Origin of the sequence: Collinsella tanakaei YIT 12063 (genome assembly GCF_000225705.1) — a bacterium.
Lineage (GTDB): Bacteria > Actinomycetota > Coriobacteriia > Coriobacteriales > Coriobacteriaceae > Collinsella > Collinsella tanakaei.
The window spans coordinates 201,297-220,875 of record NZ_JH126468.1 but is presented as its reverse complement, the minus strand read 5'-3'; the positions used below and the strand labels follow the sequence as shown (position 1 = coordinate 220,875).

At 57.2% G+C, this 19,579-nt stretch carries 16 protein-coding genes; 12 read left to right on the top strand and 4 right to left on the bottom strand.

Annotation, left to right across the window (positions count from 1 at the left end; genetic code table 11):
* The first annotated feature begins 44 nt into the window (after positions 1-44).
* Positions 45-641 carry a 5-formyltetrahydrofolate cyclo-ligase gene (locus HMPREF9452_RS04355; RefSeq protein WP_009140907.1) on the top strand — a complete coding sequence of 199 codons (597 nt, stop codon included), beginning with the start codon at positions 45-47 and terminating at the stop codon, positions 639-641.
* A gap of 7 nt (positions 642-648) precedes the next feature.
* Here HMPREF9452_RS04355 and HMPREF9452_RS04350 read toward each other — a convergent pair whose 3' ends face one another.
* Positions 649-1,113 carry a GNAT family N-acetyltransferase gene (locus HMPREF9452_RS04350; protein ID WP_040362316.1) on the bottom strand — a complete coding sequence of 155 codons (465 nt, stop codon included), beginning with the start codon at positions 1,111-1,113 and terminating at the stop codon, positions 649-651.
* A 341-nt stretch (positions 1,114-1,454) separates the two neighbouring features.
* On the opposite strand from HMPREF9452_RS04350, the gene HMPREF9452_RS04345 reads away from it, so the two are divergent.
* The 3 genes from HMPREF9452_RS04345 (at position 1,455) to HMPREF9452_RS04335 (ending at position 7,922) form a co-directional block, all read left to right on the top strand.
* Entirely contained in the window at positions 1,455-4,097 is a 2,643-nt protein-coding gene (locus tag HMPREF9452_RS04345; protein ID WP_009140905.1) for a YhgE/Pip domain-containing protein, read from the top strand.
* Positions 4,097-6,295 (top strand): YhgE/Pip domain-containing protein, encoded by a 2,199-nt coding sequence (locus tag HMPREF9452_RS04340; protein WP_009140904.1) that lies wholly within the window; start codon positions 4,097-4,099, stop codon positions 6,293-6,295. The genes HMPREF9452_RS04345 and HMPREF9452_RS04340 overlap by 1 nt, the downstream gene beginning before the upstream one ends.
* A 643-nt stretch (positions 6,296-6,938) precedes the next feature.
* Positions 6,939-7,922, top strand: a complete 984-nt coding sequence (locus HMPREF9452_RS04335) for a type IV toxin-antitoxin system AbiEi family antitoxin domain-containing protein (protein ID WP_009140903.1) — start codon at positions 6,939-6,941, stop codon at positions 7,920-7,922.
* Between the two features lie 742 nt (positions 7,923-8,664).
* Here the strand turns inward: HMPREF9452_RS04335 and vsr are convergent.
* Positions 8,665-9,498 carry a DNA mismatch endonuclease Vsr gene (gene vsr, locus HMPREF9452_RS04330; RefSeq protein WP_009140901.1) on the bottom strand — a complete coding sequence of 278 codons (834 nt, stop codon included), beginning with the start codon at positions 9,496-9,498 and terminating at the stop codon, positions 8,665-8,667.
* A gap of 199 nt (positions 9,499-9,697) precedes the next feature.
* Between vsr and HMPREF9452_RS11760 the strand changes: the two genes are divergently transcribed.
* The 4 genes from HMPREF9452_RS11760 (at position 9,698) to HMPREF9452_RS12265 (ending at position 13,139) form a co-directional block, all read left to right on the top strand.
* On the top strand, positions 9,698-9,841 hold the full coding sequence (locus tag HMPREF9452_RS11760; RefSeq protein WP_156786181.1) for a hypothetical protein: 144 nt from the start codon (positions 9,698-9,700) through the stop codon (positions 9,839-9,841).
* 91 nt (positions 9,842-9,932) lie between these two features.
* Complete coding sequence (locus tag HMPREF9452_RS04325; protein WP_050797623.1) at positions 9,933-10,745, top strand: ABC transporter ATP-binding protein; 813 nt, start codon at positions 9,933-9,935, stop codon at positions 10,743-10,745.
* The gene (locus tag HMPREF9452_RS04320; protein WP_009140898.1) at positions 10,735-12,939 is read left to right on the top strand and encodes an ABC transporter permease; all 2,205 of its coding nucleotides are present in this window, start codon (positions 10,735-10,737) and stop codon (positions 12,937-12,939) included. The genes HMPREF9452_RS04325 and HMPREF9452_RS04320 overlap by 11 nt, the downstream gene beginning before the upstream one ends.
* 65 nt (positions 12,940-13,004) lie before the next feature.
* Positions 13,005-13,139, top strand: coding sequence for a hypothetical protein (locus HMPREF9452_RS12265; protein WP_009140897.1), 135 nt, complete (start codon positions 13,005-13,007; stop codon positions 13,137-13,139).
* A gap of 189 nt (positions 13,140-13,328) precedes the next feature.
* Here the strand turns inward: HMPREF9452_RS12265 and HMPREF9452_RS04315 are convergent, their stop codons facing one another.
* Entirely contained in the window at positions 13,329-13,622 is a 294-nt protein-coding gene (locus tag HMPREF9452_RS04315; protein WP_009140896.1) for a hypothetical protein, read from the bottom strand.
* A gap of 125 nt (positions 13,623-13,747) precedes the next feature.
* Positions 13,748-14,428 carry a YaiI/YqxD family protein gene (locus tag HMPREF9452_RS04310; RefSeq protein WP_009140895.1) on the bottom strand — a complete coding sequence of 227 codons (681 nt, stop codon included), beginning with the start codon at positions 14,426-14,428 and terminating at the stop codon, positions 13,748-13,750.
* Positions 14,429-14,505: 77 nt separating this feature from the next.
* Between HMPREF9452_RS04310 and HMPREF9452_RS04305 the strand changes: the two genes are divergently transcribed.
* The 4 genes from HMPREF9452_RS04305 (at position 14,506) to HMPREF9452_RS04290 (ending at position 19,497) form a co-directional block, all read left to right on the top strand.
* Positions 14,506-14,700: a hypothetical protein gene (locus HMPREF9452_RS04305; RefSeq protein ID WP_009140894.1), complete on the top strand. Its 195-nt coding sequence runs from the start codon at positions 14,506-14,508 to the stop codon at positions 14,698-14,700.
* Between the two features lie 146 nt (positions 14,701-14,846).
* The gene (locus HMPREF9452_RS11250; RefSeq protein WP_009140893.1) at positions 14,847-15,344 is read left to right on the top strand and encodes a MarR family winged helix-turn-helix transcriptional regulator; all 498 of its coding nucleotides are present in this window, start codon (positions 14,847-14,849) and stop codon (positions 15,342-15,344) included.
* 130 nt (positions 15,345-15,474) lie between these two features.
* Positions 15,475-17,232, top strand: coding sequence for an ABC transporter ATP-binding protein (locus HMPREF9452_RS04295; protein ID WP_009140892.1), 1,758 nt, complete (start codon positions 15,475-15,477; stop codon positions 17,230-17,232).
* On the top strand, positions 17,233-19,497 hold the full coding sequence (locus HMPREF9452_RS04290; protein WP_009140891.1) for an ABC transporter ATP-binding protein: 2,265 nt from the start codon (positions 17,233-17,235) through the stop codon (positions 19,495-19,497). It begins immediately after the preceding gene.
* The last annotated feature ends 82 nt before the right edge of the window (positions 19,498-19,579 follow it).

Sequence of the window (19,579 nt, the reverse complement as noted above, 5' to 3'; positions counted from 1 at the left end):
TAAAATAAAACTCCAAGTACTACGGGGAATTATGGGAGGCGTGCATGGCGAGTTCGTACGGCACCGATGCTGACAAAAGCGCTTTGCGAGCGGGCTACCTTGCCGCGCGCCAGCAGATTCCCGCCCCTTTCAAGGCCCGTATGGATCGATCGATCGACGAAACGCTACTGGATTTTCCGCTGTTTGCAGAAGCCCCGCTTGTTTTGTCCTATATATCTTATGGGAATGAAGTCGATACACACGGCATTATCCAGGGCGTTCTCGAATCGGGGCGCCGCGTGGGCGTGCCCTTGGTCGATTCGGCAACCCGAGAGATGGCGTTTTACGAGATCGAATCCCTCAATCAGGTCTCACCTGGTTTCAAGGGCATTCTCGAGCCCGATCCAGATGAGTGTCGCCTGCTTTCTATGGACGATTTCTTTGGGTCGGTATGTTTGGTCCCCGGTTTGGTATTCGATGCCCAGGGTCACCGCATAGGGTATGGAGGCGGTTGCTACGACCGTTTTCTCTGGCATTACCCGGGAGACAAAATCGCCCTGGCAAGGACCATGCAGATCAGTTCGAATCCGCTTCCCGTCGAGTCATTCGACGTTCCGGTTGATTTCATCGTGACCGAGGGCAGCGTCTGGGCGTGCCGCTAGGCGCATGCTAGGAGATGTCCTCTAGATCAATCTCGTCAAACGGTAGCGTAAGCTTTACGTGCGAGTTCACCATACCCTGGGATTCGTAAAAACCATGCGCCTCCGTACGCGTGCGGTTGCTGGTGACTTCAAGTTGCACGCATCCCATTTCTTTTGCGACGCGCTGGGCTTCTTCGAGGAGCGCGGCCCCAATTCCCTTGCCGCGGTGGGGCTCGTCCACAATGAATTCAAGGATCTCAGCGACGCGCGCCGCGTGGTGCAGCTGGTTTTCAAAGCGCAGGTTCAATATGGCGCATGCGGGGGCATCTGCTTCTTCGCGGGCGACAAGGCAGCAGTAGTGCGTGCTCTTCACTTGTTTGACAAACATTTCGCGAAAGGGCTCAAAGGGCAGCCGACACTTCTCTAGCTGGCAAATGAGGTCCCAAACGCGTTCGCAATCGTCTGCGGAAGCGGTATCAAAGACAAACGACATGATCATCCCCCGTCCCGGTGCGACTATAGGGTGCGCGCCGACAGTGTATCCAGTATAGGCGGTGCGTGCGTGGCCTTTTGTAAAGTCTCGGTGCGCGGTCTATCGCGGGGAGCATGCGGAAAAACAGAGCACTTACAACAGTATATATATGCTACAACAACTGTCGCGTAGGCTTCGAATGTGTTGGTTTATTTCATCTGTCAACCAAAATTACTCCCCACATGTACGTTTATACACAATTGTTGTATAGTGCTGGAGCAATCGTATCGGAATCCTTTTCTGTCAACGACCCCTGTCTTGGACGGGGAGTGTACGTGGGGGACAGCGTCGACTAGGTTTGGATGGTTCTAGTGAAAAAGGCATTTCAGATTTTCAAGCGCGATATCTTGCGCCTGCTTAAAAATCCCGTTGCTTTGGTTATCACTATTGGCGTATGCGTTATTCCGTCGCTCTACGCTTGGTACAACATAGTTGCCAACTGGGACCCGTATGGAAACACGGCAAATATCAAGGTTGCCGTTGCCAACAACGACCAGGGCACGTCCAACGAATACGTGGGAGAGCTCAACGCGGGCGATGAGACCGTCTCCAAGCTTAAAGAAAACGACCAGCTTGGTTGGGTCTTTACAGACGCGGATGCTGCCGTGGAGGGCGTGAAGTCCGGCGAGTACTACGCAGCGATCATCATTCCGGATGACTTCAGCACCAACCTTACCAGCATGTTGACGGGTACGTTTACCCAGCCTCAACTTGAGTATTATTGCAACGAGAAGAAGAATGCCATTGCGCCCAAGGTGACCGATACGGGCGCGCAGACGGTCGAGGAGCAGATTAACGAGACCTTTGTCGCAACGGTGAGTGAAACGCTGGTCGAGAAAATACAGAATGCGGCGGGCGATCTGGATGCTCAGGGCGCCGAGACCCAGGGCGGCATCTTGGAGAACGTCCAGCGTTCCAGCCAGGCTCTGCAGGACGTGCGCGATGCCCTAGCGGGCATGCAGAAAACCATCGCGACCTCCAAAGAGGCGGGGGCCAAGGCTGACGAGACCTTGTCGGCGCTCTCCGGCCAAATCCCCTCATTGGTCAACGCGCTCGATAAGGGCGATGCGCTGCTGGCATCCGCGCGCACCAGCTCGCGCAACTTTGCGAGCTCGCTCAACACAGCTCTTAGTCACGGCTTGACCCAAATGGGCAAGGCGTCTTCCAATGCCAACGTCGCCGTGGGCAAGCTTTCCGGTGCCATTAGCGCGGCTGGCGGCAAGGTTGATGGAGCCCTGGCAGATGTCCAAATGGTCATCAATGATGTTAACCGGATTATCATCGATATTCGCGAAATCACGGGCATCGACAGCGGTCTTGTTCTTTCCGCGCTCGAAGAGCAGCTGGCAGAGCTCCAGACGTTGAAGGACGCCCTGCAGGACCAGAGCACTGATATTCAGAACTCCGCGGGCGCGATTGCGGGCGCGGTGTCATCTCTTGACTCGGCCACCCAACAGGGGATCAGCGCTATGGAGGGCGTGCAGCAGGATATGGCCAGCACGGTGCTTCCGCAGCTAAGCCAGGGCATGGATTCATTCTCCGAGGTATCCGGCGATCTTACCGGCGTGGTGGCAAGCCTTGAGCCCACCATCGCGCAGGCTCGCGGCGTGCTCTCCCAGCTCATCACAACCTTGGACCAGGCTTCTTCGACCATGTCGCAGGCTGACTCCTCGCTAGAGAAGTTGCAGGGCACGTTGAGCACGGCTGCAAATGATGTTGCCGCGCTTCGCGCATCCGAGTCGCTTGATAAGCTGGACGAGATTCTTGGTGCCAGTTCTGCCGACCTGGCGGATTTCATGTCCAGCCCCGTGACCCTTACCACTAAGGCAGTGTATCCCGTGAGCAACTATGGCTCCGGCGTGGCCCCGTTCTATACCAACCTGGCGCTGTGGGTGGGCGGTTGCGTCCTCATCGCCATCATTAAGCTAGAGGTCGATGGCGAGGGCATTGGCGCGTTTACTGCTACCGAGGGCTACTTTGGCCGCTGGTTGCTGCTGGTGGTGCTTGGCTTTGTGCAGGCCTTTATCGTGTGCTGCGGCGATTTGGTCCTAGGTATGCAGTGCCTGCGCCCCGAGCTGTTTGTGTTGGCGGGTATTTTTACCTCATTCGTTTACGTCAACATCATCTATGCGCTTGCGAGCGCGTTCAAGCATATCGGCAAAGCGTTGGTTGTAATCTTGGTCATCGTCCAAATCCCGGGTTCATCGGGCATGTACCCCATCGAGATGATGCCGGGCTTCTTCCAGCGCTTGCACCCTCTGCTGCCCTTTACCTATGGCATCTCTGCCATGCGCGAGACCATTGGCGGCATGTACGGTATGGATTACGCAATCAATCTGGGTGTCCTTGCGGTCTTTTTGGCGGTCGCGCTCTTTATTGGTGTGAAGCTGCGCACCCTCATGCTCAACCTCAACCTGCTGTTTGATAAAGAGCTGGAGCGCACGGGCGTTATGATCTGCGAAAAAGATGACCGTCCCCGTGAGCGCTTCTCTTTGCGCTGGGCCCTGCGCGCCATGCTCGACACCGCGGGCTATCGTGAGGACCTTATTCTGCGGGCGGCTCGATTTGAGGAGCGCTACCCCAAACTCATCAAAGCTGGCTTCATGCTGGTGTTTGGTCTTCCCGTGGTGCTGTTCATCCTTACCGCCACGCTCGATTTGGAGATCGAGGGCAAGATTATCATGCTGGTCCTTTGGATTGTTTCGGTCATTCTCGCGGATACGTACATGATTGTGGTCGAGTACATACGCGAAAGCATGCAGTTCCAGCTTCGCATCGCCGAGCTTCCGGATGATGCCTTGGTGAATGAGATTCGCTCGCACACAACCGTGCTGCCCGGGTCGCTTGCGGTCAAGGTGGCCCATGACGGCGCGGATGAGGACAAGGACGTGGCGGGGGACCACAGCGCACCGCGCGCCAAGCACATGAAGGGAGGCGACCAGTAATGAAAAACATCATCAACCTGTTCAAACACGATCTTTCCAACATTCGCAAGAGCGTCATCGGCCTTATTGTGATGGTGGGCCTGGTCATTGTCCCCGTGCTCTATGCTTGGTTCAACATCGCGGGCAGCTGGGACCCGTATGGCAATACGGGCAACCTCAAGGTGGCGGTCGCCAACAGCGACGAGGGTTATACAAGCGATTTGATTCCCATCAAGATCAACATGGGCGACAACGTAACCTCTGCTCTGCGCGCCAATGATGCGTTGGACTGGGTGTTTGTGGATGAGGACGCGGCGATCGAGGGCGTGAAGTCTGGCGAGTACTACGCGGCAGTGGTGATACCGCAGGAGTTTTCGGCAGATATGATGACCTTGTTTTCAACCGAGGTGAAGCACTCTGAGATCATCTATTACGAGAACCAGAAAGCAAACGCCATCGCCCCGCGCGTGACCGATAAGGGCGCAAGCACGGTGCGCCAGCAAATCGACGAGACCTTTACCCAGACCATTGGCGACATTGGCCTAGCTACCAGCTCGAGTTTGCTTGAGTTCATGGATAGCGATGAGGTCAAGAATTACGTGTCAAACCTTAGCTCTACGCTGGATGGCGGCATCAGCAGCCTGCGCGACGCGGCGTCCACCGCCGGTTCGTTCGGCGGGCTCATGGGGTCAACCTCTAGTTTGGTGTCTTCTGCCGGCGACCTGTTGGGCACGTCTGGCGAGACGTCCGACCGCTCGCAAGAGCTTTTGACAGATGCCAAGGCCGGCCTGGCGAGCGTTCAGGGCGCACTTGGCGACTCGGCCGACTCCATCAATGACGCCCTAGCCTCTGTGTCCGGCAGTTTTGATGACGTTTCAAGCGCTGTGGACGATGTGTTCGACGCGGCGGGAACCCAATCGCAAGATACCCAGGATCAAATGAATGCCTTGGCAGATAAGGTGGGCGCGCAGGCGTCCAAGATCGAGGCGATCACGGCGGACGTCGAGGCGCTCAAGCAGAAGCTGCCGGATAACGCCTTGAAGCCCCGGCTTGAGGCGCGCCTGAACGATATCATCACCAGTTTGACGAGCGTCTCGACCAAGCAGCGCCAGCTTGAGAGCCGCTTGCGCCAGGCGGCGAGCGATTTGGCAAGTGGTCTTGCGAACGCCCAGCAGGCCCGCGCCGACGTTATCGCCCTGATCGACGAAGCGAAGCAGACCTTGTCCCAGGTTAAGGGCGACTACGATGAGACGTTGAAGGGCCAGGCTGAGGAGCTGAAGTCCTCTGTTGAGAACATTGCGTCTTCTGCATCCGGCATCTCAGACAACGTTGACGCGACGGTGGACAGTCTCAAGAGCGCATCGGGTTCCCTGGCAGCAGACCTGGGCAATGTGCAAAGGGTCCTGACAAATACCTCGTCCACGCTGAATGCGTCCGCAGATGATTTGCAGCAGATGAAAGCGGAGCTCGACGAGGCGGTCCAAAACGGTGATCTCCAGAAGATTCGCGAGCTGATCGGCAATGACCCCGAGGCGCTGTCGGAGGCGCTTGCTGCGCCCGTTGGCCTTGACCGCCATGCGGTCTACCACATCAAGAACTATGGGTCGGCGATGGCTCCGTTCTACACCATCTTGAGCCTGTGGGTGGGTGGCATCGTCCTGGCCGCTATGTTGAAGGTCGGCGTGGATGATTCCGTAAAGATGCAGCTGGCCCCGGTGCGTCTGCACGAGCTATACCTGGGTCGTTTCATGCTGTTCGCCATGCTGTCGCTTCTGCAGAGCACTCTGGTGTGCGCCGGCGACATCCTGTTCTTTGAGATTCAGTGCGAAAGCCCGCTGCTCTTCTTGGCGACGGGCTGGCTTGCGGGCTTTGTGTTCTGCAACATCATCTACACGCTCACCGTCTCGTTTGGCGATATCGGCAAGGCGCTTGCGGTTGTGTTGCTGGTCATGCAGGTGGCTGGCTCGGGCGGAACGTTCCCTATCGAGATGACAGCGGACTTCTTCCAGATGGTCTATCCGTTCCTGCCGTTTACGCATGGCATCAATGCGATGCACGCCGCCATGGCGGGTTCGTATGGAATGGAGTACTGGGTTGAGATGGGCACGCTTGCCAGCTACCTTATCCCGTCTTTGGCTCTGGGCCTGGTGTTCCGTCGTCCGGTGATTCGCGCCAACAACTGGATTATCGAGAAGCTCGAAGAGACCAAGCTGATGTAGCGCGCGCCCGTCCCTTGCGCCTGCCCGCCTTGTGAGAGGGAGGGCGTGGTGGTCGGCGAATCTGGGCTGCAGCGGCGTAGGCTTCTCTGCAGAACTGGGCAGTTGTTCGGTTTCCCGGCCTGGTATTATTTTGGACCGTTTTATTGGCTCAAAGTGGTTCCTTTTAATACAGATCCTGAGATTGGTATTAAAGGGAACCACTTTTTTAAGAAATTCTGGCACTAGATAATACCGATTTCTATTTGTGTATTAGATTGAACCATTTTTGATGAGAAAAATGGCACCAGATAATACAAGTATTATCTGGTGCCATTTGATCTTTTTGACGATTTTGCGTCGTCAGCTTCGCATCGTTCGAAATGACGAAGCATGCGCTCTCCCATGCTTTCTTTGGCGCGGCAAGCACGTCGGAGACGCCAGAGCAGATATATTTTCTTGTTACGTGAAGATTGGCTGGCTTACGACGGATGCTGTTGCCACCGAGGCGCTTATCTTAAGGGTTTGACCTGCACAAAAGAAGTCGGTGAAAGAATCATGAGTTATTCCAGACTCGCTTTGGGAGAGATATGGCGGTAAGAATGCGATATTCCTTCATGCGACCATGCACGGTGAATGACCGAGAAGTTTGAACGGCGGGTCTGTCATGTCCAAGGCAAATGTCGAACGAATCAACGAGATCCTAACTGCCGCGAGAAGCGACGGACGTCTTGCGACCTGTCAGGATAAGAACCTGCGTCGAGCATGTGGTCGCTTGGTTGAAAGCGGCAAGCTGGTGATGCCATATCAAGGCCTGTTCGCTGAGAAGGCTTACTGGGATGAGCTGGAGATGCGACAGCAAGCGAAATGCATGATTAAGAGCCTGGCTCGCATGCACCCTTCGTGGGTATTCTGCAGCCACTCCGCGGCGGTGCTGCACGGCTTAGAGGTGTCCACCTCAAAACTCAAACATGTTCATGTGGTGGGGACTCGCGAACCGTGCGGCATCGTTCGCTTTCACAATAACAGGCATGCTGAGACTGCGATGGTTGATGGCGTGGAGGTCACAACGCTAGAGAGAACCGTCTGCGATTGCGTCCGCGCAAACGGCTTTAGGTACGGGCTGGCAACGGTTGATTCTGCGCTCCGTACATCTCAGGTTAGTCCAGAAGAATTCCGAGACCGATTGGAAAGAGTTTGCAAGGCGATAAACAATGGGCAGTTCGTTCTCGATGTCTTCGATTACGGTGATGGCAGGAGCGAGAACGGGGGAGAGTCGTATGCGCGGGCGGTAATGATTGAGAACGGAGTGCAGTTGCCCGATCTTCAGGTTGAGTTGTATGACGAAGTTGATAAGAGGACATATCGAATCGACTACGGATGGCGGCTGAAGAAGGCTTACGTGGCGGGAGAGCTTGACGGCGCGGGGAAGTACAAACGGATTGCTAAAGAGCGGGGGATGTCCGTAGTCGACGTCATCCGTGTAGAACGCCTTAGGGAGTCAAGGTGCCGAAACAAGGGAATGCTATTCGCTCGGTTTACTTTTGCCCAGGCGGTCGCGGGTCAGCCCCTGCTCTCTATCCTTGATGCCTGCGGCGTTCCAAGGATTGAAGGAGCGAACGCGATTCCTGCAATGCGGGAGACTGGATAAGAGGCTTCGCGAGCTCTTCTGTAGACGAAGGGGCCGTTATATTGCGAGGAGAATTGGTACAACGCAAAAGGGCCCGGACGAATCCGGACCCTTTGAGTCGCCATGGGGCGAAGACAGCCTTGCGGTGACGCGCCTATACGGGGGAAATGCTCAACGCGTCAAGCAAGTTGTGGAAGGAGCGCTCCAAGTTAACCCGTTGGTTAGAGGAGCGACGTTTGGTGGAGTCGAGGAGGCCAGTTCTCTGTGTCGGGGGGAAGGAGAAATGGTTCGCACGTCGGGATGGCTGCACCGAAAAGGTACTAGCTGCGTCTTTGGGAGAATGCATGCGTCGACCTCCTCGCCCGTCCACCTGTACCATGCGCATTACAGTCGCTGCTCTCGTAACGCGCTTAGTCCATTATCCCTTGTTTTTGCGATTAGAAAAGACCTAGAATCTCTTACACTCAAACGTGGTATGTATAAAATCGCAGGTAAAAATGGTTGTATTAGGAATTACCTACCGTTTAACCGTGAAAAATATACCGTCTACCGTGTGCGCCTCGTGATGAAACGGTAGGGGGTCAATGGAGACGGTTCGGTGCGCTATCAAATGAAATCATTCTCACAGGCACTTTGCATAATGAATAAAAGAATCACAGGTAAATGAGAAATGCTATTCATAACGTGATAAAATGTTACAAATTGCTGCGAATTAGATTTGTTCTATGCAAAACCCAAACATGGCCATCACCTTACAAGGGGGCTACGCCTTGGTGGCCTCGCGTATCTGGGTGATAACGCGCTCCATGGTTTGGTCGATGTTCTTCTTTTTGAGCTCGCATTCCCAAATGGTGATAGCAGTCCATCCCAGGTTTTCAAGCTCGGCGATAGCCGCTTGATCTCGCTCCACGTTGCGCTTAAACTTGGCGATCCAAAAGTCGGTGTTGCGCTTGGGCATGGATGGATTGCAATGGGGGCAGCGGTGCCAAAAGCAACCGTTGACAAAGATGGCTATCTTGCGACCGGGAAACGCGATGTCGGGGCGGCCGGGCGCCTTCTTCCACTGCAGCCGGTATCCCGTAAGGCCGGCTTCGCGCAATCGCTGCCTCACCAGAAGCTCTGGCTTGGTGTTCGCCCTCTTGTTTCCCTGCATCGACTTCCTGCTGTCATGACGACGTTTTACCTGGCGCGCGTCTCCTTCGGCATCCTTTGCCTCGGTGAGCACTTGCACCACCTCAACGTCGGCGGGCATCCATTGCAGCGTGGCGAGCGCTTCGCGTTTGACCCAGCGGATATCCATCTGCTCGGTTTGCTTGATTTCGCCTGAATCTATCTGGCACAAGAAGCAGTCCATCGAGAGGTGGAAGTCGTCGTAGTCAAATTCAACGGTGTAGAAGTTTCTCAGGTTGGAAACGGTGACGTGTAGCTCTTCTGCGAGTTCGCGCACGCAGGCATCTAAAGATTGCTCTCCTCGTTCGACCTTGCCCCCGGGAAACTCCCATAATCCCGCCATGTCGCCGTACCCACGCTGGACGGCGAGGACTTCATCGGTTTCATGGTTGCAGATGACGCCGGCGGCAACATGGACGGTTTTCACGGTCTGGGCAATCCCTTCTAAACGCTTGGGCAGGGGGACGATTGAACGCTTGGTGCAAGCGATTGTCCCGATCGACCTAGCTATAGTAGCGCTCCGGCGACGCGGGAGTGAACCTTACAAAAGCGAAAGCATCTCGTAAGGCAAATCGATGGCTGTCGCAGCGTCAACTTGAGAGTATATGGTCAAGGAGGTGTTCGTCATGAAGGCAGCAAACAACACAATGGATGGAATCGCATACGGTATGTCGATGGGCCAGATGGCTCTTGTGCTCATTGTTATGGCCGTGCTTTCTCTGGGCATGCTGTGGCTCATGGCAAACGCATCCATGCACAGCACGTTATAGCTCGCATATACAGATGTAGGGCAAAAGGGCGCCGTTTGGCGTAGATGAGAAGTGGAGTCATTATATGAATATGAACGTACCTACTCCCAGTATGGTTGGACGCCATGCGGCGCCTGCGGCGTCTCGGATCTCTACGGCTCCGGTGGTACTCGATGCGCAACATATCGAGAAGGTGTACGGTTCGCGTAATAACGTGACGCGTGCTTTGGACGATGTCTCGTTCAAGGTCACCAAGGGCGAGTTCGTCGCCATCATGGGTCCTTCCGGATCCGGCAAGTCGACGCTTCTGAACTGCGTCTCCACCATCGATCAAGTGACTAGCGGATCGGTGATCGTGGGAGGGGCGGACGTCACCAAGCTGAAATCAGCTAAGCTCACCAAGTTCCGCCGCGAGCAGCTCGGCTTCATCTTTCAAGATTCAAACCTGCTTGATACCTTGACCGCGCGGGAGAACATCGCACTGCCGCTCACCATCGCGCGCGTTTCCGCCAAAGAGGTGCTTGCCCGCGTTGAAGAGGTGGCCCTGCGACTCGGCATCGCCCAGACGCTCGACAAGTATCCTTATCAGCTGTCCGGCGGCCAGCAGCAGCGCGTGGCGGCGGCGCGCGCCCTGGTGACCAAGCCCGCGGTGATTATGGCGGACGAGCCCACCGGCGCGCTCGATTCCAAGAACGCCCGTCTGCTGCTCGAGAGCTTTGAGAATATGAACCAGAACTACGGAGCGACGGTTCTCATGGTCACCCATGATAGCTTTGCCGCCAGCTATACCGGTCGCGTGCTGTTCATCCGCGACGGCAAGATCTTCACCGAGTTGCGTCGCGGCGACAGTTCTCGTCGCGAGTTCTTCGACCGCATTATGGAAGTCGTCGCCATGATGGGTGGGGAGGGATCCGATGCTCTTTAAGCTCGCATGGGGCAACGTGCGCCGAACGGGCAAAGACTACCTGGTCTACTTGCTCACGCTCACGCTTGCCGTAACGGTGTTCTACGCATTCAACACCATTTCCGTCCAGGCGGATATTGTCCTGGAGGAGGAGGGGTTGCCAGAGCTTCTCGGCACCATCATGTCCGGCCTCACCACATTTCTTGCCGTCGTCATGGGCTTCCTGATGGTTTACGCCAACAACTTCATCATGAAGCGGCGTAAAAAGGAGTTCGGTCTCTATCAAGTGCTGGGCATGAGCCGAGGCCAGGTATCGCGTGTCATGGCGCTTGAGACGGCGATCGCCTCTGGTGCGGCTCTGGTGCTTGGCATTGTGTTGGGCGTGGCGTTTTCTCAGTTCATGACGTTTTTTACGGCATCGTTGTTCAAGACGCAGATACGCGACTTTCACTTCTTCTTCTCGATTCCGGCCCTGCTGATTACCGTGGGGTGCCTGGTCGCCATCTTTTTTGTCACGTTGCTGTTCAATCTGGGCGTAGTTCGCCGCGCTAAGGTTATCGACCTTATGAGCGCAAATCGCAAGAACGAGGCGGTAAAGACGCGCAATCCCATCTTATCGGCTGTGATATTCATTGTCGGAGCGGTCATGATTGGCGTGGCGTACTACCGCCTGTTGCGCGACGGCCTGCCCATCGATGCGGCGCCAAGCGAGTACGATGCGGCGTTTGTACAGTTCGCGACCACTACGGGAATCGTGGTCGTCGGCACAATCCTGTTCTTCTTCGGTTTCTCCGGGTTTCTGCTCAAGGCGCTGCAGGGGGCCCGCGGTCTCTACTGGCGCGGTCTCAACATGTTCACCATGCGCCAGCTCTCCGCCAAGGTGAACACGGTGAGTTTCTCCATGGCGATTATCTCGATGATCTTGTTCCTCGCCATTACTAGCGTGACGGGCGGTATGTCTATCGCCAACGTTATGAACACCAGCGTGGAGCGGAGCACAATCGCGGACTATTCCCGTGCGGTGATGTATTACGGACCCGACATGTTCAACGATCCTCAACTTGAAGCCGATCGGGCTCAGGAAGGCTATGCACCGATTAAGCTCGCGTCCGAGCCGCTCAACATACTGAAAATCAGCGAGAACAATATCATTGATGCCGGCACTGCTAACGAAGAGCCCTTCGACCTTGCTCATATCTTGGGTAAGTACGAACAAGTGGAAGTGTATGACTCTCGACGGATGGGCGAGGAGGTTCCGTTGGTAAGCCTCAACGGTCTTGCCGATGCGGTGAATATGCCTTTGCCCAAGGGCACGGCAAGCAGCAACGCCAATATGATGGGCTTGCAGGTCATGAAGGAGAGCGATTATAACCGCTATCTTGCTTTTCGTGGCATGGATCGCGTTGACCTGGGCAGGGACGGGTATTTGATCGCGAGCGATCTGGGCGAAAGCGTCGGCAAGATATATGATGCCGCCCTCCATGATGGCGTTGAAATCGACATGGGCGGTAACGTTTTGCATCCGGTGTCCGATCATGTGGACGAGGCGGCGAGCTCATTCTTTAACGCTTCAATGGGTTCCAATTCGGGTACCGTCATCGTGCCAGACCGAATCGTCGACGAGCTGGGGCTTCCGCTCTATACGAGCTACTTTATGGGAAACTACAAAGAGGGGCTGTCCTACGAGGAGACCGAGGGCTATGTGCGACGCGAGCGCACATGGGGAAGCATAACAAACGCCGACGGCACGGAAAGCGCCATATGGGGCATGGAGGCAACTAGGCTGCAGACCTATGAATCCACCAACTCGATGAATGGCCTTATCAGCTATCTGGCGATTTATATCGGTTTCGTCCTCGTCGTGGCGTGCGCAGCCATCCTTACTATTCAACAGCTCTCCGGCGTGGCGGATTCCAGCAAGAATTGCCGCATTCTCTCCGAGCTGGGTACGTCGCGTCACGAGATCATGCGCTCCGTGCTGGTGCAGCAGGCGATCTTCTTTGTGTTCCCGTTGGTTATGGGCGTGGCGCACTCGCTGGTCGCGCTCCAGGTTGTTATCGAGATCGTGGCGCTTTTTGGTGGCATGTCGATCGGTGGCACGGTGGGGATGACCTGTTCGATCTTCCTGCTCTGCTACGGCGGCTACTTCCTGGTCACCTACCTCATGAGCAAAGGGATCGTGTCGGACGCCATCCGTGTGCGCCATGCGCACTAGCGAGCTCGTTTTTCGCGTACTCGTGTCCACCCTCGTTTTTGCTCGAGTGATTGGAGGCAAACCCCATGGTGCCTCGTCCCGTTATAGAAGCCATGGTCTGCGGTCTTAACGATGTGTTGCTTCCCGTTATGGGATGGGCAGCCGGATTAGCTGTCGTCTGGCTGGTTGTTGACATGTACCGCCGTGGACCCCGCGGCTAGGCTTGCTCCGGCAGGCTAAAACCGAGGATATAAGAAAGCGCTCCAGTGCCGCGTTTGGCATTGGGGCGCTTTCGCGTTGTGGTTGCAGAAAAAATGCGCCCCAGCTGTGGTACAAGGCAGCCGGGGCGCATTGGGGCCAAGTGCGGGGATGGGGGAGGAGGAAGGGAAACTCGTATCTCCCCGCACTGGCTAGATTGAGGCGGCGTAGGGTCGCATGGGCCAGGCCTCGGAAGGAGAAAGAACCTGGGCGGCGGCGTTGCCTGCCTTCTTGGATGCGCGGATAAACGCCTGGTATGCGCGCTTGAGATTGGCTCGCTGGTCGGCAGAGTGATTGCGCTTAAGCGTTACTTTCTTAACGGGCGCGGGTTTGTGTGCCGGTTTGGGCGCAATCTCGATGGCGGTCTCGCCGATGGTTGCAAGAGCTGCGTCCTGCAGGGGAAGCGGGACATCATCAGGCTTTGCAATCGTGTCTTTGTGGCGCATACGATCAACTCCAATTCAGCGTTGCCGGGCCAGTGGCCCAACGGTCGTTTGGCGCACCGCTGTATATGTACCACCGCCCTTTTTTATTAATCAGGGGCGGTCCTTAAGAAAGACTGAATACAGATTCAGTCCACAGTTACATCGTTCCCATCGACATCAACGGTATTGTTTTCGCTGTTAATGGTCTGTGCGGCATTGCGTAGGGCATCGTGGATAAGGGACGAGAGATTGCGAACAAATCGCTCGCGGTCGTCATCATCAAAAGCGCTGAAGCCGCCCGTCTTGCCGCCCGCTCGGCGCACCTTCTTCTCCTCATGGCGAATGAAGAGCTGCATGTCTATGGTCTCCTTGCGGTACAGGTGCCCGCGTACTCCTATGGCGAAGGCTCCTCGTCCCAACACCATGTTCTCCTCATGGCGAATGAAGAGCTGCATGTCTATGGTCTCCTTGCGGTACAGGTGCCCGCGTACTCCTATGGCGAAGGCTCCTCGTCCCAACACCATGCTGGCAAGGCCAATGTCTTGGGTTACAACCACATCGCCGGGTTGCAGGCGCTCGACGATGGCGAAGTCGGCGGCATCCGCACCTACGCTCACGTCGAGCGTTTCAACCCAAAAGCCCCGGCGCGCGGACAGGGCGTCTCGGGGGTCGTCGCGGCGGATGCGGCGCTGCAGGTTCTGCGTACTGTTTCCGGCGACTACGGTATGGATGCCGTGTCTCCTGGCGGCATCGAGCGCCTCGCGCGTGACGGGGCATGCATCGGCGTCGATAAACAGGGTGGGTGCAAGCGGGGACGCGGTTTGCATGGGTAGGTCCTTTGCTGGATTGCGGGAGGCTACAATGGGGAACAAATGCGTCGATAGATGTATCAAAGGGGGATACCGTGTCTGTTCTCTACGCACTTGCCGGCCTGCTCATTATAGCTGCCGTTGTATCGTTGGTCTTATCTCTGCTGGGCGTTATCGTGGTGGGTGCGCTGCGCATCCTGCCCGTGGTCTTTGTGGTACTCGCGGCGGTGTTTTTTCTTTCCGGTGGTCGCATCGACGTGCACCTGCCCGATAAGTGGCGTAGGAAATAGACGCGATCGCCTTTTGCCGCCACCGGTTTGAAAGGTTTTTGGGACGGCGGCCATGTGTGTCCAAGGTGTGTTTGTCCAAGTTATTCGCAATCAATCTTTTTCCTGTAGAATAATCTAACGACGTTAGATATTAGGAGGAACCGGTTGTGGCTACAGAAGAGCAGGTCGATGAATTCATAGCGTTGGTTGATGAAACAAGGCCGGTGCACCTATTCCATCACATCGATGAGACCACTGTGGGCGCCGGCGGCATCATGCGTATGCTGTGCTGCGCCAAGGAGGGAGACGATCCCGTCACGGCCGGCGCGATAGCCGAAGAACTGCACGTCAGCACGGCCCGCGTCGCAGCGCTCCTCAAGAACATGGAGGCCAAGGGGCTTATAGCGCGCGAGCGCGCCATATCAGACGCTCGCGTTACGGTGGTCACCCTCACGCCCCGCGGGCGCGCTCTGGCAGATGCGGCGTATCGAAACGTTCGCAACCATGCGGCCGCCATCATCGACGCGGTGGGTATCGAGAGGCTCCGGGCGTTTTTCGAAACGGCTCGCGACATCTGCGCCGTGGCTCGTCCCGCTTCAGTTGCTATGGACGAGGAAGATGGCGAGCAGGCACCCCGCGCATCGCGCTGCCCGTTCTCGTCCTAATACGGCTATGTCCTAATCAATCCCTGCAGCGCATGGCTGCATATAAATATCTCATAGGGTTAGGTATAAGGAGCGCGTGTACGATGGTCGATCTATCGGCGCATGCGCCTGCGAAGAAAAGGAGCAACGTGTGACAAAACTACTACGGTATCTCCGTTCGCGCGAATGGGCGGTGGCGGTGCTGGCACTGGCATTTATTGTTGTCCAGGTGTGGCTTGACCTTAAATCACCTGAGTATATGGCCGAGATTACCCGCCTGGTGCAGGTTGAGGGTTCAACTATGCCCGAGATCTTAACCGCGGGTGGCAAGATGCTCGCCTGCTCGCTGGGCAGTTTGCTGGCGGCCGTGGCAACGGCTGTATGCTCGTCGTTTATCGCGGCGGGTTTTGGCGGCACCATGCGCGCCAAGATGTTTCACAAGGTGCAGTCGTTCTCTATGGAAGAGATCGGCCGCTTTTCCACCCCAAGCCTCATTACCAGGTCGACCAATGACGTCATGCAGGTGCAGATGCTGATCGTGCTGGGTCTGCAGATGCTGATCAAGGCGCCTATTACCGCCGCTTGGGCTATCACCAAGATTGCCGGCAAGCGCTGGGAATGGACGGCCGCTACGGGTGTGGCGATTTTGGTTTTGCTTGCCGTTGTGGGAATCTGCCTGCTTATCGCTACACCGCGATTCCGTCGCATGCAGCGTTTGACGGATGACTTGAACCGGGTGTCGCGCGAGAACTTGTCGGGCCTTTCCGTGGTGCGCGCCTATAACGCCGAGGCCTATCAGCAGGATCGTTTCGACGTCGTCAACGATACGCTCACCAACAACCAGCTGGTGGCGTACCGAACCATGGTGTTCCTCATGCCCACCATCCAGGCGACCATGAGCGGCCTGTCGCTCGCCATCTATTGGATTGGCGCGGCAGTTATCAACAGCGCTCTCATGGCGGATAAGATCGCGCTGTTTTCCGACATGATGGTCTTCTCCCAGTACGCCATCATGGTGGTCATGGCGTTCATGATGCTGGTAATGATCTTCATGATCTTACCCCGCGCCCAGGTGGCGGCGTCGCGTATCAACGAGGTGCTGGATACCGAGGCTTCTATCGAGGACGGCGCGCTTGAACAGGGCAAGCCCGGCCAGACCGGTGAGATCGAGTTCCGCGATGTGACCTTCCGCTACCCGGATGCAGAGGGCAGCATGCTGCGGCACGTCTCCTTCTCGGCGCATCGCGGCGAGACGGTGGCGCTTATCGGTTCGACTGGCTCGGGCAAGTCAACGGTGATCAACCTTATCCCGCGCTTTTACGATGCGACGTGGGGCGAGGTGCTGGTCGACGGCGTGAACGTGCGCGAGTACACCACGCGCGCGCTGCGAAACAAGATAGGCTACGTGTCGCAGCGAGCCACGCTCTTTGGCGGCACGGTCTCGAGCAACATCGCCTACGGCGATAACGGCCGCGGCCCCGTGACCGATTCCGATGTCGAGGCGGCTGTGGGCGCCGCGCAGGCGGCTGAGTTTGTGGAGAAGATGGAAGGTGCGTACCAAGCGCAGATCGCTCAGGGCGGCACCAACCTTTCCGGTGGTCAGCGCCAGCGCTTGTCCATCGCTCGTGCAATCGCCCGCAAGCCTGAGATCTTGATTTTTGACGACAGCTTCTCCGCGCTGGACTACAAGACCGATCGCGTGCTGCGCGATGCGCTCGACCGCGAGTGCGCGGACACCACCCGCATCATCGTGGCGCAGCGCATAGGCACCATCCGCGATGCGGACCGCATCGTGGTGCTGGAAGACGGCCGCGTTGTGGGCCAGGGCACGCATGAGGAGCTTATGCGCGATTGCGAGACCTACCAGCAGATTGCCCTGTCCCAGCTAAGCGAAGAGGAGTTGGCGTAAATGGCAACCAATCATGCTATGCCGGCGCGCGGTCCCATGGGAGGCCACGGCCCTATGGGTGGACGAGGACCTATGGGTGGACGCGGCGCCGCTGGCCAGAAGATAGACCGCAAGACCTGGGGCAAGCTGCTCGCGTTTTGCCGCCGCTACGTTCCCGCGGTCGCGATCGCGCTCGCGTGCGCTGCGGTGGGCACCATCTTGACGCTGCTGGGCCCCAACATGCTCTCCGACATCACCGATGCCATCCAAAACGGCATCGCGCCCGATACGGATAAACTCGAGCTCATTGTGACCACCGTTTCTGACAACATGCAGCAAAACGCCCAAAAGCTGGCAGAGCAGCAGGCCGCTGCCGCAGTCGCCGCGGGTATGGACCCTGCCGCTGCGGGCGCTGCCGGCGACGCCGCCGCGATGGGCTCCATGCAGGATATGGCGAGCGTCGCGGACACCCCCGACACCTCGGCCCCGGGCGATGCCACCAAGGGCATGGAGGCGCTGCTCCAGATGCCCCAGGAGACGCGCGCCGCGCTGATGACCGATGTCGAGGTCGATGGTGTCACCATTACCTCCAAGGACCAGCAAGAGCTGCTCGATATCTTTGCGAACCTTGATATGAACGATACCCAGGCGACCATGTCCGCCCTGGATAACCTGCCCAAATCCGTCAAGAGCTTGGTTGAACCCGGTATCGACATGGAGCTTGTATTGGGCACGGCGACGGTGCTCATTGGGTTCTACATAGCAAGCTACGTGCTCTCGGTGCTGCAAGGCCTCATTATGACCACGGTGACGCAACGCATCTCGCGCGGGCTGCGTGCAGAGATCTCTGCCAAGATCAACCGCCTGCCCATGTCCTACTTCAACCGCGTGCCCACCGGAGATATCCTCTCCCGCATCACCAACGATATCGATACACTGGCTCAGTCGCTTAACCAAAGCGTCAGCACCTTGCTGTCCGCCGTGGTGCTGTTCTTTGGCAGTCTGTTCATGATGATCCGTACCAACGGGTGGATGACGCTTGCCGCCGTAGGCGCCAGCCTGCTGGGCTTTGCGCTGATGATGGCCATCATGGGCCGCAGCCAGAAGTACTTTATGCGCCAGCAGAACGCCCTGGGCGCGCTGTCCGGCCATATCGAGGAGTCCTATACCGGCCACACGGTCATCACGGCCTATAACGCCGAGGACCTGGTGGGCGCCGAGTTCGACCGCATGAACGCCGAGCTCGTGTCGGCGGGCTTCCGCGCCCAGTGCCTGTCCGGCCTCATGATGCCCATCATGACGTTCATCGGCAACTTTGGATACGTGGCGGTGTGCGTGGCGGGCGGCGCCCTCGCGCTTGACGGTCAGATAGGCTTTGGCGTGATCGTCGCCTTCATGCTTTACGTGCGCTACTTCACGCAGCCGCTTTCCCAGATAGCCCAGGGCGTGCAGGCGCTGCAGTCTGCCGGGGCCGCGGGCACGCGCGTGTTCGAGTTCCTCGATGCGGAGGAGATGGCAGACGAATCCGCCAAGCCCGCGTTGGGCGACCGCACGGTACGCGGCGAGGTTGAGTTCGATCACGTGCGCTTCACCTATGACGGAGCGGACAAGCCCGTCATCAAGGATTTCTCGGCCCATGCCCTGCCCGGTCAAAAGGTCGCCATCGTGGGTCCCACGGGCGCTGGCAAGACCACCATGGTCAACTTGCTCATGCGTTTCTTCGAGATCGACGGCGGCGAGATTCGCATCGACGGGGTGCCCACGCGCGACATGCGCCGCGAGGATGTGCACAGCCTGTTTTGCATGGTGCTGCAGGATACCTGGCTGTTCGAGGGCACCATTCGCGAGAACCTGGTCTATTGCGATGAGGGTGTGGACGATGAAAAGGTACGCCGAGCGTGCCGAGCCGTGGGCCTGGACCACTTCATCCGTTCGCAGCCGCATGGGTATGACACGGTGCTAAACGACCAGATCAACCTTTCGCAGGGCCAAAAGCAGCAGATGACCATCGCGCGCGCCATGATCGCCGACAAGCCCATGCTCATCTTGGACGAGGCGACCTCGAACGTGGACACGCGCACGGAGCTTAAGATTCAGCAGGCTATGGACGAGCTCATGAGCGGTCGCACCAGCTTTGTGATCGCGCACCGCCTCTCGACCATCAAGAACGCCGACCTCATCTTGGTGATGAAGGAAGGCGATATCATCGAGAGCGGCACGCATGATGAGCTGCTCGCGGCGGGTGGCTTCTACGCCGACCTGTATAACTCGCAGTTCGCGGAGTAGTTGAGCTTACTGAGCTTGCGGACGGGGACATCGTCCAAAAGAACAACGGCGACCCTGGAGTTTTCCGGGGTCGCCGTTTGCA

What these genes read in the sequence shown, in the direction of transcription:
- HMPREF9452_RS04340 (WP_009140904.1), top strand. Translation starts at nt 4,097, where the DNA reads ATGAAAAACATCATCAACCTGTTCAAACACGATCTTTCCAACATTCGC.
- HMPREF9452_RS04320 (WP_009140898.1), top strand. Translation starts at nt 10,735, where the DNA reads ATGCTCTTTAAGCTCGCATGGGGCAACGTGCGCCGAACGGGCAAAGAC.
- HMPREF9452_RS04345 (WP_009140905.1), top strand. Translation starts at nt 1,455, where the DNA reads ATGGTTCTAGTGAAAAAGGCATTTCAGATTTTCAAGCGCGATATCTTG.
- HMPREF9452_RS11760 (WP_156786181.1), top strand. Translation starts at nt 9,698, where the DNA reads ATGAAGGCAGCAAACAACACAATGGATGGAATCGCATACGGTATGTCG.
- HMPREF9452_RS04325 (WP_050797623.1), top strand. Translation starts at nt 9,933, where the DNA reads ATGGTTGGACGCCATGCGGCGCCTGCGGCGTCTCGGATCTCTACGGCT.
- HMPREF9452_RS04310 (WP_009140895.1), bottom strand. Translation starts at nt 14,428, where the DNA reads ATGCAAACCGCGTCCCCGCTTGCACCCACCCTGTTTATCGACGCCGAT.
- HMPREF9452_RS12265 (WP_009140897.1), top strand. Translation starts at nt 13,005, where the DNA reads ATGGTGCCTCGTCCCGTTATAGAAGCCATGGTCTGCGGTCTTAACGAT.
- HMPREF9452_RS04290 (WP_009140891.1), top strand. Translation starts at nt 17,233, where the DNA reads ATGGCAACCAATCATGCTATGCCGGCGCGCGGTCCCATGGGAGGCCAC.
- HMPREF9452_RS04350 (WP_040362316.1), bottom strand. Translation starts at nt 1,113, where the DNA reads ATGTCGTTTGTCTTTGATACCGCTTCCGCAGACGATTGCGAACGCGTT.
- HMPREF9452_RS04355 (WP_009140907.1), top strand. Translation starts at nt 45, where the DNA reads ATGGCGAGTTCGTACGGCACCGATGCTGACAAAAGCGCTTTGCGAGCG.
- HMPREF9452_RS04315 (WP_009140896.1), bottom strand. Translation starts at nt 13,622, where the DNA reads ATGCGCCACAAAGACACGATTGCAAAGCCTGATGATGTCCCGCTTCCC.
- HMPREF9452_RS04335 (WP_009140903.1), top strand. Translation starts at nt 6,939, where the DNA reads ATGTCCAAGGCAAATGTCGAACGAATCAACGAGATCCTAACTGCCGCG.